Origin of the sequence: Pseudomonas juntendi, from assembly GCF_009932375.1 — a bacterium.
Classification (GTDB): domain Bacteria; phylum Pseudomonadota; class Gammaproteobacteria; order Pseudomonadales; family Pseudomonadaceae; genus Aquipseudomonas; species Aquipseudomonas juntendi.
The window spans coordinates 1-15,666 of sequence record NZ_BLJG01000221.1; the positions used below are offsets into that span (position 1 = coordinate 1).

Sequence of the window (15,666 nt, forward strand, 5' to 3'; positions counted from 1 at the left end):
AGCTTTCAGCTTTCAGCTTGCAGCTTTCAGCTTGCAGCTTGCCGCTTTCAGAGGTCAGCCAGGGTCGAAACCAGGATCGCCTTGATCGTATGCATGCGGTTTTCCGCCTGCTCGAAGGCAATGCAAGCGGGCGACTCGAATACGTCGTCGGTCACTTCGATGCCGTTGGCCAAGTCCGGGTACTGTTCGGCGATCTGCTTGCCCACCTTGGTTTCGGAGTTGTGGAACGCCGGCAGGCAATGCATGAACTTGGTGCGGGGGTTGCCAGTGGCCTTCATCAGTTGCGCATTCACCTGGTAAGGCTTGAGCAGCTTGATACGCTCGCCCCAGGCCTCGATCGGTTCACCCATCGATACCCACACGTCGGTGTGCACGAAGTCCACGCCCTTGACCGCGGCCAGCGGGTCTTCGGTCAGGGTGATACGCGCGCCACTTTCTTCTGCGTACTGCTTGCAGCGCTCAACCAGGTCCTCATGTGGCCACAGCGCCTTGGGCGCGGCGATGCGCACGTCCATGCCGAGTTTGGCGCCGATCAGCAGCAGCGAGTTGCCCATGTTGTTGCGCGCATCGCCCAGGTAGGCGTAGCTGATGTCGTGCAACGGCTTGTCGCTGTGCTCGCGCATGGTCAGCACGTCGGCGATCATCTGGGTAGGGTGATATTCGTCGGTCAGGCCGTTGAACACCGGCACCCCGGCGAACTTGGCCAGCTCTTCGACGATTTCCTGCTTGAAGCCACGGTATTCGATGGCGTCGTACATGCGCCCGAGTACGCGGGCGGTGTCCTTCATGCTTTCCTTGTGGCCGATCTGCGATGAGTTGGGGTCGATATAGGTGACATTGGCACCCTGGTCGTAGGCCGCCACTTCGAAGGCGCAGCGGGTGCGGGTGGAGGTTTTTTCAAAGATCAGGGCAATGTTGTTGCCCTTCAGGTGTTGCTGTTCGGTGCCGGTGTACTTGGCGCGCTTGAGGTCGCGGGACAGGTCCAGCAGGTAGCGCAACTCGCGCGTGGTGTGGTGTTCCAGGCTCAGCAGGTTGCGGTTGTGAATGTTGAACGCCATGACTTTTCTCCTTGGGTAGGGTGAACGCACCGGCCGCCGCTGGGTAAGCGCGGCCGGGGTAATGGGCGTTAGTAATCGATGGGGTCACGGATGATCGGGCAGGTCATGCAATGGCCGCCGCCCCGGCCCCGGCCCAGTTCGCCGGCGCTGATGGTGATGACCTCGATGCCAGCCTTGCGCAGCAGGGTGTTGGTGTAGGTATTACGGTCGTAGCCGATGACCACGCCTGGTTCGAGGGCCACCACGTTGTTGCCGTCATCCCACTGTTCGCGTTCGGCGGCGAAGCTGTTGCCGCCGGTTTCGACTACCCGCAGCTTGACCCCGAGCTGTTCGCCGACCACGTCGATGAACGACTTGTTCACGCGGCGCACGTCCATGCCGTACGGCTTGCTTTCGTCCGGGCGAATGATGAACGGCACGATTTCCTTGACCACTTCCGGGAAGACCGTGACCAGGTCGCGGTCGCAGAAGCTGAACACGGTGTCCAGGTGCATGGCGGCGCGCGACTTCGGCAGGCCGGCGACCACCACTTCCCTGACCGCACCGTGGGCGAAAAGGCTCTGGGCCAGCTGACCGATGGCCTGGCGCGAGGTGCGCTCGCCCATGCCGATCAGCACCACGCCATTACCGATCGGCATCACGTCGCCACCCTCGAGCGTGGCGTTGCCGTGGTCCTTGTCCGGGTCGCCATACCACACCTGGAAGTCGGCGCTGGTGAACGCCGGGTGGAATTTGTAGATGGCAGTGGTGAGTAGCGTTTCCTGGCGCCGTGCTGGCCAGTACATCGGGTTCAACGTGACGCCGCCGTAGATCCAGCAGGTGGTATCACGGGTGAACTGGGTGTTGGGCAGCGGTGGCAGGATGAAGCTGGAGTGCCCCAGGTAGTCGTTGTACATCTTGACCACTTCGGCGCCTTCGCTCTGCGGCAGGTCCTGGCCGGCCACGCCGCCGATCAGGAATTCGGCCAAGTGGCGCGGTTCGAGACCTTCCAGCCAGCTGCGCACTTCATTGGTCAGGCCCACGCCGACGGTATCGGCGGTGATCTTGCGGTCCAGAATCCACTTCAGCGCTTCAGGTTGCTGCACGATGTCGGTCAGCAGGTTGTGCATTTCCAGCACATCCACGCCACGCTCACGCATCTTGGTGACAAAGTCGAAGTGGTCACGCTTGGCCTGGTCGACCCAGATCACATCGTCGAACAGCAGTTCGTCACAGTTGCTCGGCGTCAGGCGCTTGTGCGCCAGGCCCGGTGCGCACACCATGACTTTGCGCAGCTTGCCGGCCTCGGAGTGCACACCGTACTTCTGTTTTTCAGCGGACATGGTTTCATTCCTCCAATGGGACGAAAGCGTGGTCAAAGGGTCAGGAAGCCGTCGTACAGGCCATAGGCTGCCACCAGGGCGCCGATCACCACGGCGGCGAAGATCAGTTTTTCCACGTTGGTGAAGATGGGTTGGCCCACTTCACGCTTGGCCTTGGCGAACAGGATCGCGCCAGGGGCGTACAGCAATGCCGACAGCAGCAGGTATTTCACACCGCCGGCGTACAGCAGCCAGATGGCGTACAGCAGGGCGATAGCGCCGATGATCAAGTCTTTCTTGCGTTCGGCCAGGGCCTGCTCATAGGTTTCGCTGCGCAGCGCCAGCAGGAAGGCGTAGGCCGCCGACCACAGGTAGGGCACCAGAATCATCGAGGTGGCGAGGTAGATCAGCGACAGGTAGGTGCTGCTGGAAAACAGCGTGATCACCAGGAAGACCTGCACCATGGCGTTGGTCAGCCACAGCGCATTGGCAGGTACCTGGTTGGCGTTCTCGCGGCGCAGGAATGCCGGCATGGTGTGGTCCTTGGCGGCGGCGAACATGATTTCGGCGCACAGCAGCACCCACGACAGCAAGGCCCCCAGCAACGAGATGATCAGGCCGACACTGATCAGTACCGCCCCCCAGTGGCCGACCACATGCTCCAGCACGGCGGCCATCGACGGGTTCTGCAGCTTGGCCAGTTCCGGTTGGGTCATGATGCCCAGCGACAGCACATTGACCAGTACCAGGAACAACAGCACGGTCACGAAGCCGATGACCGTGGCCTTGCCCACGTCGGCGCGCTTTTCGGCGCGTGACGAGAAGATGCTCGCACCCTCGATACCGATGAACACCCATACGGTGACCAGCATCATGTTGCGAACTTGGTTCATCACACTGCCCAGTTCGGGCGTGCCCCGGCCCCAGATGTCTGCTGTGAAGATGTCCAGCTTGAAGGCGAACAGGCAGATAAGGGCGAACAGCACCAGCGGCACCACCTTGGCCACGGTGGTCACCAGGTTGATGAACGCCGCTTCCTTGATGCCGCGCAAGACCAGGAAATGCACGGCCCATAGCAGTAGCGAGGCACCGATGATGGCGGCTGGCGTGTTGCCCTCGCCAAAGACCGGGAAGAAGTAGCCCAGGGTGCTGAACAGCAGCACGAAGTAGCCGACGTTGCCCAGCCAGGCACTGATCCAGTAGCCCCAGGCCGAAGAAAAGCCCATGTAGTCGCCAAAGCCGGCCTTGGCGTAGGCATACACCCCGCCATCGAGGTCTGGTTTGCGGTTGGCCAGGGTCTGGAACACGAAGGCCAGGGTCAGCATGCCCACGGCAGTGATGGCCCAGCCGATCAGTACCGCGCCAACCCCTGCGCTGGCCGCCATGTTCTGCGGCAGGGAGAATATGCCGCCGCCAATCATCGAGCCGACCACGAGTGCGACTAATGCACCGAGTTTCAATTTTCCGGATGAATCAGACATTTAACAACTCCTGCCAGGAGAAAGTTGACGACAGCATAAATCCGCCGTCTCAGCCATTCGCTGACGTGGGTCAGGTCATGGTGCCGTGAAGTAGGAAAAAACCTTCACGGTGCTCCTGGAGTGTGCCGACATCTCAAGCTGCAGGCCTTGCGCACTGGCACCTCCATGTCATTCTAGAGCAAACGCTCTGTTCAGCCTGCGATGCTTGACGCTAGCCGCTTTCCCGGCTTTCGCCACTTTTTTACGCATATTTCGAGTTTTATCAATTTCTTTTCCAGTGACTATCTAGCTGCTAGTTTTTACAGAATCTGTTTATAGATAAAACTGTTATTACCGCAGTTATTTTTGTGAGCGGGTTCACTATAAGTAAGCGTTTCTATATGGCCTCAAACGCTGTTGCATCCGTATGACATTGGCGAAAAAAACGGGGGATACATGAGCGAACCGGGTCAGAAGCTACGCTTGGGCGCGCTGATCGCGTTGGTGGTCGGCTCGATGATTGGCGGCGGCATATTCTCGTTGCCGCAGAACATGGCGGCGCGTGCCGATGTGGGGGCGGTGCTGATCGGCTGGGCCATCACTGCCGTGGGCATGCTGGCCCTGGCCTTCGTGTTCCAGACCCTGGCCAACCGCAAGCCGGAACTGGACTCGGGGGTGTACGCCTACGCCAAGGCCGGGTTTGGCGACTACATGGGCTTTTCATCGGCATGGGGCTACTGGATCAGTGCCTGGCTGGGCAACGTCGGCTACTTCGTGCTGCTGTTCAGCACCTTGGGCTTCTACTTCCCGGTGTTTGGCGAGGGCAATACGCCCATTGCCATCGGCTGTGCGTCATTGCTGCTGTGGGCGGTGCACTTTCTGGTCTTGCGCGGCATCAAGGAGGCGGCGTTCATCAACCAGGTGACAACCGTGGCCAAAGTGGTGCCCATCCTGATTTTCGTGGTGATTGCCGCATTCGCCTTCCGCGCCGATATCTTCACCCGGGATATCTGGGGGTTGAGCAACCCTCAGTTCGGGGGTGTGCTGGAGCAGGTGCGCAACATGATGCTGGTGACCGTATTCGTGTTCATCGGCATCGAGGGCGCCAGCGTCTACTCCGGGCGGGCCCAGCGCCGCTCCGATGTGGGCAAGGCTACGGTCATAGGCTTTCTCGGTGTGCTGGCGCTGCTGGTGCTGGTCAACGTGCTGGCCCTCGGGGTGATGACCCAGCCGGAGCTTGCCGGTTTGCAGAACCCTTCGCTGGCGTCGGTGCTGGAGCATATCGTTGGCCCTTGGGGCGCATTGCTGATCAGTATCGGCCTGGCGGTTTCGCTGCTGGGGGCGTTGCTTTCCTGGGCATTGTTGTGTGCCGAGATTCTTTACGCCACCGCTCGTGACAAGACCATGCCGCGCTTCCTGGCCAAGGAAAACGCCAACCATGTACCGGCCAATGCCCTGTGGCTCACCAACTGCATGATCCAGGGTTTCCTGCTGATCACGTTGTTCTCAGCCGGTACCTACACCAGCCTGATCTACCTGGCGTCGTCGATGATCCTGGTGCCTTACCTGTGGTCGGCGGCCTATGCGCTGCTGCTGGCGGTGCGTGGCGAGAGCTACGCCGCGCAGCCACGGTTGCGGCGCAAAGACGTGCTGGTGGCGCTGGTTGCCTTGCTCTACGCCATCTGGCTGCTGTATGCCGGCGGGCTCAAGTACCTGCTGTTGTCGGCGTTGCTGTATGCCCCGGGCGTGATCCTGTTCGCCAGGGCCAAGCATGAGCAGCGGCAAACCCTGTTCACCACGTGGGAAAAGCTGATTTTCGCGGCCGTGCTGGCAGGCGCGGCGCTGGCCGCCTACGCCCTGTACTCAGGGTTGCTGAGCTTGTGACGGGGCTGTGCAGGCGTGCTCCGGGCGTGACCAGATCCACAGGTTGCCCAGGGTCATGCCGGCGATGGCGAGGAATACCGGCCAGTGGTGTTCAAGAAAGGTCAGCATCAGGCCTGCACAGAGCAGCATGCTGAGGGTAGCGCTGACCTTGGCGCGGCGCTGGATCACCTTGCCGTTGCGCCAGTTGTACAGAATCGGCCCGAACAGGCGGTGGTTTTCCAGCCAGGCCGACAACCGTGGCGAACTGCGCGTTGCAGCCCACGCTGCCAGCAGGATGAACTCGGTGGTTGGCAGGCCGGGAATGACGATCGCGACCAGACCCACCCCCAGGCTCACGTAAGCCAGTATTCCATACAGCAGGCGGGCGAGTTTCGAGCGGGCGGGTCGGGTCATGGTCTCACTGCAAAAAACGGTGCGGCCACCGGAAGGGTGGCCGGCTAAGGCGTATCAAACCAGCGCAGCATCTGCAGCATAGGCATGCTTGAGCAGCTCGGTGAAGCGCTCGAATGCCGCTACTGCGCCGCGCTCGGCAGCCGCGTCTTCTTCGGCCGACAGGTCCAGGGCATCCAGGATGCGGGTGAACTGCTTCCAGCCTTCGGCACGGCCACCGGCCGGCTCGCCCAGGTGCCGGGCGCCGAAGCTGTCGGACAGGCCCAGCGCTGCGGCCCGTTTGATCAGAAACGCAGCGCCCAGTTTGGAGCCTTCGGAGACGAAGATCCAGCCCATTGCCTCGCCCAGGCTCGGATTGGCCAAGGCACCCGGCACCGCGGCCGGCACCTGGGTGTCGAGGTCGGCGAGGTCGAGGCGGGCTTGGTCGGCCCGGCAGCGCTCGGCCAGGTCGGGGACGATGGCAATCAGTTGCGGGTCGTTGTACAGGGCCTGCAGCTCGGATTGGAACAGGTACTGGGCGACCACGAAGCGGGCGAAACTTTCGCGGCTGTCGAATGGGGCGTGGGATTTGACCAGGGCATCCAGCTCGGCGTGCGGGGCGTGGGTGATCTGGTTCAGGCGCTGGGAGCGCAAGGCTGGGCGGTCGGTCATGGGGCAGTCCTTGGAAAGAGGGCGTCTAGAGACAAGACGAAGCAGCGGGGGCGGAACAGTAAAAAAACCGGGTATGTACAGACGGGTCATTACGTTGCCTGTGGGATCGGGCGCCGCGCGGGCGGCGCCTGATCCCACAGGCGCTGCAAACCTGAAACCTTCAGATATCCCACACCACATTGATGCCGAAGTTGCGCCCCGGCATGCTCAAACGGTCGATGTTGGCCGGCTGGGTCACAGCCGCTTCACCCTGGCCGTCATAGCTGCGTACCGAGTCCCACTGCCAGTATTTCTTGTCGGTCAGGTTGTACAGCCCGGCGTTGATGGTGACGTCGTCGGTCACCTTGTAGAAACCGGTCAGGTCCAGCACGCCATAGCCTGGCGTGCGGAACTTCGTGCTCGAACCGTCTGGCGAGTAGAAGGTGCTGTCGTCGACCCGGGTCTTGCGCTTGACCAGCGTCCAGCTCAGCAAGCCACCATAGTTGTGTTGCTCGTAACCCAGGCCGAACACGCCTTTGAGCGGGTTGACCGTGTTCAGCGGTTCGCCGGTGTCATCGTTACGGCCATAGGTATAGGCAATCGAGCCCTGGGTATACAGGCCTTGTGGCGCTCCGAAGTGGTCAAGGTTGAGGCGGCCCTTGACCTCGGCGCCCTTGATGGTGGCGTGCTTGATGTTGTTGGCCTGGAAGGTCTGTTCCAGGTTGGCGCTCTGCACGGCGTCTTCGTCGATGAAGTCGCGGTACTTGTTGTAGAACACCGCCACGTCGAAGTTACCGGCGTCGAAGTTGCCGCGCAGGCCGGTTTCGTAGCCCTTGCTCTTTTCAGGTTCCAGCCCTGGGTTGCCTTCTACCCGGTAGCCTTGGTCTAGGTTGACGAATTTCCCGTACATGGACTTGGCGGTCGGCGTGCGGAAGCCCTCAGCGTACTGGCCGTACCAGGTGTAGTGGTCATCGAAGGCGTAGGTCAGGCCGAACTTGGGCGAGACGCGGTGCCACGTCTTGTCCGAGTCGTCCTGGGAGGTGGGCGCGGTGGCGGTGGACTCCAGGCCACGCAGGAACGCCTCGGTGAACTTGGGCTGCAGGCGCGTGTAGTCGTAACGGGCGCCTGGCAGGAAGGTCCAGCGGTTCCAGCGGATTTCATCCTGCACGAACAGGCTGTAGGTGTTCACGGTCGGGTCCGGGAAATCACTGACCAGCACCTGGCCGTCGGCCGGGCGCGGCGCGCCGGCGGCAGCGCAACCCGAGCCTACGGCCAGGCAGGTGCCCGTGCCACTGCGCGACCCGGTGATTTTCTCGTGCTTGAGGGTGGTGCCGTAGGTCAGCAAGTGGTCGGTGCTGCCGATGCTGAAGGCTTTGTCCAGCTGGGCATCGAACACCCACTGGCGGTCCTTGTAACGGGTGTCGCGGGTGCGCAGTACCTGGCGGCCAGGTGGCGCATAGATTTCATCGGTGTGCTGGTCGGTCTTGGCGACCTGGTAGTTCAGGCTCCACTTCACCTGGTCAGCGAACAGCGTGTCCAGGCCGAACTCATGGTTGATGCCGAAGCGTTCGCGGGTGATGGTGTCGTTGCCGCTGCGCGCCTTGTAGTAGCCCATGCCACCGAACCCGGGTATGAACGGCCCTCCCGCGGCGCTGAGGATGTTCTGGTCGCGGTCGTCCTTGTAGCGCTCGTAAGTAACGCCCAGGCGGGCGTCGTCAGCGTAGTTCCAGCCTGCCTTGGCCAGCACGTTGGTGGTGCGCACGTCCATCGGGTTGGCTTCGGTACGGGCCAGGCCTGCGCCGCTGTGGTGGCCTTGGGTCTCGGTCTCGTGGCCATTGCGCTGGCTCAGGTGCAGCAGGCCGTCGACATCGCCCTGGCGCCCGGCGACGGTGGCCGAGGTCAGCCAGCTTTCGTCCGCCGAGCTGTAACCGCTTTTCAGGCGTGCGCCAACATCCTTGCCTGGCTTGATGATGTCGTCGGGGTCGAGGGTGAAGTAGCTGACCGCGCCGCCGATCGCATTGCTGCCATATAGCACCGAGGCCGGGCCGCGCAGGATTTCCACGCGCTTGACGATTTCCGGGTCGACATAGTTGCGTTGGGTTTGCGCGTAGGGGCCGTAGAAGAAACTGTCGGGGATCGCCACACCGTCGACCTGGGTGAGAATCCGCTCGCCGTCGATACCGCGAATGTTGTAGCCGTTCAGGCCACTGCGCTGGCCGGTGCCGGCCACCGATACACCCGGTTCGTAACGCACCAGGTCCTGGATGTTGTTGACGTTCTGGCGGTCCAGTTGCGCTCGGGTCTGCACGCTGACCGTGCTCGGCACCTGGCTCACGTCCTGGGCACTGCGGGTGGCGCTGACGGTCACTTGCTGCAGCGCGATCACATTGTTCGCGGCCTGGCGTTCGAGTACCACATTGGCATTGCCGATCTTGCGAAAGCTCAGCCCGGTGCCCTGCAACAGGCGCTTGAGCGCGGCATCTGGCGGCAGCGCACCCTGTACTCCGGGTGAGGCCACGCCTTCGGCCAACTCGGCGCTGAAGCCAACCTGCCAACCGGTGACCTGGCTGAAGGCGTTGATGGCCGACACCAGCGGTTGCTGGCCGATGCTGAAGCGGTAATCGCCCATGCGCGGGCTGCTGGCGCGGGCCGGTTCGGCAGCCAGCGCCGGCAGGCTGCAGGCGCCGCTGGCGAGCAATGCCAAGGTCAGCAGCGAAAGCTGCCCGGTACGGCGGGGAAGGGAAGACGAGCGGGTAATACCTGTGTACATCGGAAGCGCTCCCAAACGTGCAGACAGTTATAGGTGTCTGTTCTCGTTTGTTAAACAAGAATCAGTTGCATTGGCTATAACGAGACGGATGGGGGTGCAGAACCGCGTAAAAATAAATGCAAAAGCTTTGAACAGGCATGCCGGGCTGCGCGGCGGCGTGACCGTAGGGGAGGCAAACAGTCAGTTCAGGATGACCAGCGCCGGGTACTCATGCAACTGGGCGGAGGTGATGTGAGCCAGCGCGCGCAGGGTTTCCAGCGGCTGGTCGAGGCGGTAGTTGCCGGTTACGGCAACGTCATCCAGCTGGGTATTGCGGTTGATGATCCAGCCGGGGTAATAGCGCCGGACTTCGGCCAGTACCTGGCTCAGCGGGCAGTTTTCGAACACCAGGCGGCCATCGACCCAGGCCAGGTCCTTGTGCATGTCGGGGCGCTGGCGCTGGCCAATGCCCTGGGGGCCCACACTGATGCTGTCGCCAGCGCTGAGGCGTATGCGCTGGTCACGCGCACCTTGCAGATCGACATCGCCGCGCTGCACCCGCAGTTGCGCTTCACCGTTGAGGTAGCGCACGGCGAAATCGGTATCGCGTGCTTGCGCGCGCAATGGCCCGGCCTGGACTTCCAGCGGCATCCGCGCGTTCTGCGGCACCTGGAAGTAGGCTTCACCCTGCAGCAGGCGCGCGACCTGGCGGCCGCCGCGGCGGTCACTGGCGAACGCCGAATTGGTGTTCAGCAGCACCTTTGCGCCATCGTCCAGTTGTAGGCGCTGGCGTTCGCCGACCACGGTCAGGTGGTCGGCCTGCAGGCGTGTCGGCAGGTTGCCGAAGGTCACCAGCCCAACCAGCAGCACGGCTGCCGTCGCCAACGGCTTCCAGTGGCTGCGCAGGCGCCCGCGCCACGACCGGCGCTGCTGCCGGTGCATCTGCGTGGCCACCTGGTGCAGCGGCATACCGTTCCACAGCGCTTCTGCCTCGACATAGGCTTCGGCGTTTTCTGGCGCTGCGCTCAACCAGGCCTGGAAGGCGAGGGTGTCGTCGGCATCGGCGCCTTGCAGGCGTACCAGCCATTCCAGCGCCTCGTCCATGGCACGCGCACGGGCATTGGGCCCGGCAGGTGACGGGCGAGGGGCGGGGCTGTCGGTCACGGGGAATCCTTGCGTGGTTTTTTGCAAATGATCAAGGCTGCGGCGTGGTGTGGCAAGGGCTTTACGTTGAGGGGCTGGCCAGCGGCCGGTTCACTTCAGGCGCTCGGCGACGCCCATGCAGATGGCCATGATCAGCTTCAGTTCCTTTTGTACCGTACTGGCCGAAACATTCAGTTGCTCGGCAATTTCCAGGTAGGTGGCGCCATGCAGGCGGCTGAGAATGAAGATGCGCTGCTGGCGCTCGCTCAGCTGGTTCAGGCTGATGCTCAGGTGCTTGAGCAGTTGTTCGGCGTGCGCGGCATCCTCGCTGCTGCTGGCCGGTGCGGCCACGCTGTGCAGCACCTCGTCGGGCACGTCGTCGACCAGCATGCGGGCCTGCACCCGGCGGGCGCGCAAGTGGTCGAGCGCCAGGTTGCGGGCCGTCTGGAACACGAAGGGTTCGATGTGCTCGACAGGCCGCTCGCCCAGGGCGCGCGACACCCGCAGGTAGGTTTCCTGCAGCAGGTCCTCGGCGGTGCTGGGGTTGCCGACCATGCGCTGCAGGGTGCGCAGCAGGGAAAGGCGCTGGAGGAGGAAGACGGCGTTGAACCGGGAGTGACTCACGAGAAGACCTGACCGACCAAAAGCTAATGATAATGCTTATCATCTATGCAGAAGGTCAAGTCTGGAAATGTTAGGAAAAGGTAAAGATTGTGAGCCCGCTGGTGGCTGGGGGAGGATGTTCTGTGTATTCGAGACCGAGCGCCGCCTGCGCGGCGCCGGGTCTCACAGGCGCCCAAAGTGCCCCGTCAGGCTCACCGTGCCCTGCACAACGCCAGGCAGTTATCCAGCATGCGGTTGCTGAAGCCCCACTCGTTGTCATACCAGGCCAGCACCTTGAGCATGCGCCCGTTGGCGCGGGTGTGGTTGGCATCGAAGATCGACGACAGCGGGTTGTGGTTGAAATCGCAGGAAACCAATGGCAACGCGTTGTAGCCCAAGACCTTGGAATGCTTGCTCGCCTCGAGGAACAACTGGTTGACCTGCTCGGCGGTGGCCTCGCGCTTGAGGTTCACGGTCAGGTCCACCAGCGACACGTTGATCACCGGCACCCGCACGGCCATACCGGTCAGTTTGCCGGCCAGTTCCGGCAGTACCAGGCCTACCGCCTCGGCCGCGCCGGTCTTGCTGGGGATCATCGACTGGGTTGCCGAGCGCGCGCGGTACGGGTCGCTGTGGTAAACGTCGGTCAGCACCTGGTCGTTGGTATAGGCGTGGATGGTGGTCATCAGGCCTTGCTCGATGCCGAACTCGCGGTGCAGCACCTGGGCGATCGGTGCCAGGCAGTTGGTGGTGCACGAGGCGTTGGAAATGACCTGGTGCGAAGCCCGCAGCACGTCATGGTTGACCCCGTACACCACGGTGGCATCAGCCCCTTTGGCCGGCGCCGAGACAATCACCTTGCCCGCCCCGGCGGCGAGGTGGGCAGCTGCCTTGGCCCGCTCGGTAAACAACCCGGTGCATTCGAACACCACATCGATCGCTTCAGCCTTCCACGGCAGTTCGGCCGGGTTGCGAATGGCACTGACCGCGATACGGTCACCATTGACCGTGAGGCTTTCGTGGTCGGCCTCGACCGTGGCGTCGAAGGTACCGTGCACGCTGTCGTACTTGAGAAGGTGGGCGTTCATGGCGCTGTCGCCCAGGTCGTTGATGGCGACGACCTGCAAGTCCTGGCGGTAGCCTTGGGTATACAGTGCGCGCAGGACGTTGCGGCCGATGCGGCCGAATCCATTGATGGCGATGCGAAGGGTCATGGCAGTACCTCTGGCAGTCCGAGTGAAACCTGTGGCACAAAGGAGCTTCACTGAAACGGTTTTGTTGTTGGAATTACAAGATTATTCACTATCAGATAGAAAACAAGCCTTTTTAGTGGCAGTATTTTGTTTAAACATACAACGAGTGGTGGGGCAAGATGCCTCTACCGATGCAGCGGGCTCCTGGTCTTGAGCCTAGGCGGCAATCGGTTGGAGGGGAAATGCCCGGTAAACCGCCCTTACAATTAGTCTGGAGTCCAGTACATGCATCCGCGCATCCTTGAGGTCACCCAGCGGCTGGTCGAACGCAGCCGAGCCACCCGCGAACGCTACCTGCAGCTGATTCGCGGCGCGGCCAGTGACGGGCCCATGCGCGCCAGCCTGCAGTGCGCCAACTTCGCCCACGGGGTGGCCGGTTGCGGCAGCGACGACAAGCAAACGCTGCGCCTGATGAACGCCGCCAACGTGGCCATCGTCTCGGCCTACAACGACATGCTGTCGGCCCACCAGCCGTACCTGCACTTCCCCGAGCAGATCAAGCAGGCCCTGCGCGAGGTCGGCTCGGTCGGCCAGTTCGCCGGTGGCGTGCCGGCCATGTGCGACGGCGTGACACAGGGTGAGCCGGGCATGGAACTGGCTATCGCCAGCCGGGAAGTGATTGCCATGTCCACTGCGGTAGCGCTGTCGCACAACATGTTCGACGCCGCGCTGATGCTGGGCATTTGCGACAAGATCGTCCCCGGGCTGATGATGGGCGCGTTGCGCTTTGGCCACTTGCCGACCATTTTCGTGCCGGGCGGGCCGATGGTTTCCGGCATTTCCAACAAGCAGAAGGCCGACGTGCGCCAGCGCTATGCCGAAGGCAAGGCCAGCCGCGAGGAGCTGCTGGAGTCGGAGATGAATTCCTATCACAGCCCGGGTACCTGCACCTTCTACGGCACCGCCAATACCAACCAGCTGGTGATGGAGGTGATGGGCCTGCATCTGCCTGGCGCGTCGTTCGTCAACCCGTACACGCCGCTGCGCGATGCGCTCACCGCCGAGGCCGCGCAACAGGTCACGCGCATGACCAAGGCCAGTGGCAGCTTCATGCCGCTGGGCGAAATCGTCGACGAGAAGGCGCTGGTCAACTCCATCGTTGCCCTGCACGCCACGGGTGGCTCCACCAACCATACCCTGCACATCCCGGCAATTGCCCAGGCTGCCGGCATACAGCTGACCTGGCAGGACATGGCCGACCTCTCCGAGGTCGTGCCCACCCTGTCGCATGTCTACCCCAACGGCAAGGCTGATATCAACCACTTCCAGGCCGCTGGCGGCATGGCCTTCCTGATCCGCGAGCTGCTCGATGCCGGCCTGCTGCACGAAGACGTCAACACCGTCGCCGGCCATGGCCTGCGCCGTTACACCCAGGAGCCGTTCCTCGATGATGGCAAGCTGGTATGGCGCGAAGGCCCGCTGCAAAGCCTGGACGAAAGCATCCTGCGCCCGGTCGCGCGGCCGTTCTCGGCCGAAGGCGGCCTGCGGGTGATGGAGGGCAACCTGGGGCGTGGCGTGATGAAGGTTTCGGCTGTAGCTGCCGAGCACCAGGTGGTCGAGGCCCCGGCGCGGGTGTTCCACGATCAGCAGTCGCTGGCCGATGCGTTCAAGGCCGGTGAGCTGGAGTGTGATTTCGTGGCGGTGGTGCGCTTCCAGGGCCCCCGTTGCAATGGCATGCCCGAGCTGCACAAGCTCACGCCGTTCCTGGGCGTGCTGCAAGACCGCGGCTTCAAGGTGGCGCTGGTTACCGACGGGCGCATGTCCGGCGCCTCGGGCAAGATCCCGGCGGCGATCCACGTGTGCCCCGAAGCCTATGACGGTGGCCCGCTGGCACGGGTGCGCGATGGTGATATGGTGCGCGTTGATGGTGTCGAAGGCACGCTGCGGGTACTGGTATCGGCCGAAGAACTGGCCAGCCGCGACCTGCCGCCGGCGCCCCAGGGCAATGACCTGGGGTGCGGGCGCGAGCTGTTCGGCTTCATGCGCATGGCGTTCAGCCCGGCAGAGCAGGGCGCCAGTGCCTTCACCTCTGCCCTGGAGAACCTTAAATGAAGGACCTGCTGGTTGGCGATATCGGCGGCACCAACGCCCGTTTTGCGTTGTGGCGTGACAACCAGTTGCACGAGGTAAAAGTCTTCGCTACCGCGGACTACACCAGCCCGGAGCAGGCTATCGAGGCCTATCTGCATGGCCAGGGCATCGCCCGCGGCGGCCTGGCCGCGGTGTGCCTGGCGGTGGCAGGGCCGGTCGAGGGCGACGAGTTTCGCTTCACCAACAACCACTGGCGCCTGAGCCGCCTGGCGTTCTGCAAGACCTTGCAGGTCGAGCGGCTGGTGTTGATCAATGATTTCACCGCCATGGCGTTGGGCATGACCCGCCTGCAAGAAGGCGAAGTGCGCCAGGTGTGCCCCGGGCAGGCAGACCCAACGCGCCCGGCACTGGTGATCGGCCCGGGCACCGGCCTTGGCGTGGGTTCGCTGCTGCGCCTTGGCGGGCAGCACTGGCAGGCCTTGCCGGGCGAAGGCGGGCATGTGGACCTGCCGGTGGGCAACGCCCGCGAAGCGGCGATCCACCAGCAGATCCACCAGCAAATCGGCCATGTCAGTGCCGAGACGGTACTCAGCGGGGGTGGCCTGGTACGGCTTTACCAGGCCCTGTGTGCGCTGGACGGCGACACCCCACGGCACACGTCCCCGGCGCAGATCACCGATGCAGCGCTGGGCGGCGAGCCACGGGCACTGGCGGTGATCGAGCAGTTCTGCCGGTTCCTGGGGCGCGTGGCCGGGAACAATGTGCTTACCTTGGGCGCGCGCGGTGGGGTCTATATCGTTGGCGGGGTCATCCCGCGGTTTGCCGAGTTGTTCCTGCGCAGCGGGTTCGCCGCCAGCTTTGCCGACAAGGGCTGCATGAGCGGCTACTTTGCGGGTGTGCCGGTGTGGCTGGTGACGGCGGAGTTTTCCGGGTTGCTGGGGGCGGGTGTGGCGTTGCAGCAAGCGCTGGACCATTGACTGGGGCCGCTTTGCGGCCCTTCGCGGGCTTGCCCGCTCCTACAGGTGCTGCGATCCCTGTAGGAGCGGGCAAGCCCGCGAAGGGCTGCAAAGCAGCCCCAATAAAAACAGGCAGCAAAAGACCTGTAACCAAGAAGAGAAAGGCAGCAACACCTTCACCACTGCCGGCCAATCGATCCTGATGGTC

The 15,666-nt window shown here is 63.0% G+C and carries 12 protein-coding genes; 3 read left to right on the forward strand and 9 right to left on the reverse strand.

The features are described 5' to 3' along the window. Positions 1 to 47: 47 nt before the first annotated feature. The 3 genes from GYA94_RS22515 to arcD (GYA94_RS22525) all read right to left on the reverse strand — a co-directional run bounded on the left by GYA94_RS22515 (position 48) and on the right by arcD (GYA94_RS22525) (position 3,840). A complete protein-coding gene (locus GYA94_RS22515; RefSeq protein WP_009683386.1) occupies positions 48 to 1,058 on the reverse strand; it encodes an ornithine carbamoyltransferase in 1,011 nt (336 codons plus the stop codon). A gap of 68 nt (positions 1,059 to 1,126) precedes the next feature. Then, positions 1,127 to 2,380 (reverse strand): arginine deiminase, encoded by a 1,254-nt coding sequence (gene arcA / locus GYA94_RS22520; protein ID WP_009683387.1) that lies wholly within the window; start codon positions 2,378 to 2,380, stop codon positions 1,127 to 1,129. A gap of 32 nt (positions 2,381 to 2,412) precedes the next feature. Then, complete coding sequence (arcD, locus tag GYA94_RS22525; RefSeq protein ID WP_009683388.1) at positions 2,413 to 3,840, reverse strand: arginine-ornithine antiporter; 1,428 nt, start codon at positions 3,838 to 3,840, stop codon at positions 2,413 to 2,415. A gap of 435 nt (positions 3,841 to 4,275) precedes the next feature. Between arcD (GYA94_RS22525) and arcD (GYA94_RS22530) the strand changes: the two genes are divergently transcribed. Next, positions 4,276 to 5,703: an arginine-ornithine antiporter gene (gene arcD / locus GYA94_RS22530; RefSeq protein WP_161893132.1), complete on the forward strand. Its 1,428-nt coding sequence runs from the start codon at positions 4,276 to 4,278 to the stop codon at positions 5,701 to 5,703. Here arcD (GYA94_RS22530) and GYA94_RS22535 read toward each other — a convergent pair. The 6 genes from GYA94_RS22535 to gap all read right to left on the reverse strand — a co-directional run bounded on the left by GYA94_RS22535 (position 5,683) and on the right by gap (position 12,432). Next, positions 5,683 to 6,096 (reverse strand): YbaN family protein, encoded by a 414-nt coding sequence (locus GYA94_RS22535; protein WP_054890324.1) that lies wholly within the window; start codon positions 6,094 to 6,096, stop codon positions 5,683 to 5,685. The two genes, arcD (GYA94_RS22530) and GYA94_RS22535, sit on opposite strands and share 21 nt — an antisense overlap. Before the next feature lie 54 nt (positions 6,097 to 6,150). Continuing rightward, the gene (locus tag GYA94_RS22540) at positions 6,151 to 6,744 is read right to left on the reverse strand and encodes a biliverdin-producing heme oxygenase (protein WP_161893133.1); all 594 of its coding nucleotides are present in this window, start codon (positions 6,742 to 6,744) and stop codon (positions 6,151 to 6,153) included. A gap of 160 nt (positions 6,745 to 6,904) precedes the next feature. Beyond that, positions 6,905 to 9,493: a TonB-dependent receptor gene (locus GYA94_RS22545; RefSeq protein ID WP_161893134.1), complete on the reverse strand. Its 2,589-nt coding sequence runs from the start codon at positions 9,491 to 9,493 to the stop codon at positions 6,905 to 6,907. 180 nt (positions 9,494 to 9,673) lie between these two features. After that, positions 9,674 to 10,636, reverse strand: a complete 963-nt coding sequence (locus tag GYA94_RS22550) for a FecR family protein (RefSeq protein ID WP_161893135.1) — start codon at positions 10,634 to 10,636, stop codon at positions 9,674 to 9,676. A gap of 90 nt (positions 10,637 to 10,726) precedes the next feature. Then, complete coding sequence (locus tag GYA94_RS22555) at positions 10,727 to 11,239, reverse strand: RNA polymerase sigma factor (protein WP_161893136.1); 513 nt, start codon at positions 11,237 to 11,239, stop codon at positions 10,727 to 10,729. A gap of 191 nt (positions 11,240 to 11,430) precedes the next feature. Then, positions 11,431 to 12,432 (reverse strand): type I glyceraldehyde-3-phosphate dehydrogenase, encoded by a 1,002-nt coding sequence (gene gap, locus GYA94_RS22560; protein WP_054881597.1) that lies wholly within the window; start codon positions 12,430 to 12,432, stop codon positions 11,431 to 11,433. 264 nt (positions 12,433 to 12,696) lie between these two features. Here gap and edd point away from each other — a divergent pair, with 264 nt between their 5' ends. Next, positions 12,697 to 14,523, forward strand: a complete 1,827-nt coding sequence (gene edd / locus GYA94_RS22565; RefSeq protein WP_009683397.1) for a phosphogluconate dehydratase — start codon at positions 12,697 to 12,699, stop codon at positions 14,521 to 14,523. Next, complete coding sequence (locus GYA94_RS22570) at positions 14,520 to 15,479, forward strand: glucokinase (protein WP_029885497.1); 960 nt, start codon at positions 14,520 to 14,522, stop codon at positions 15,477 to 15,479. Before edd ends, GYA94_RS22570 begins: the two co-directional genes overlap by 4 nt. Positions 15,480 to 15,666 lie beyond the last annotated feature (187 nt).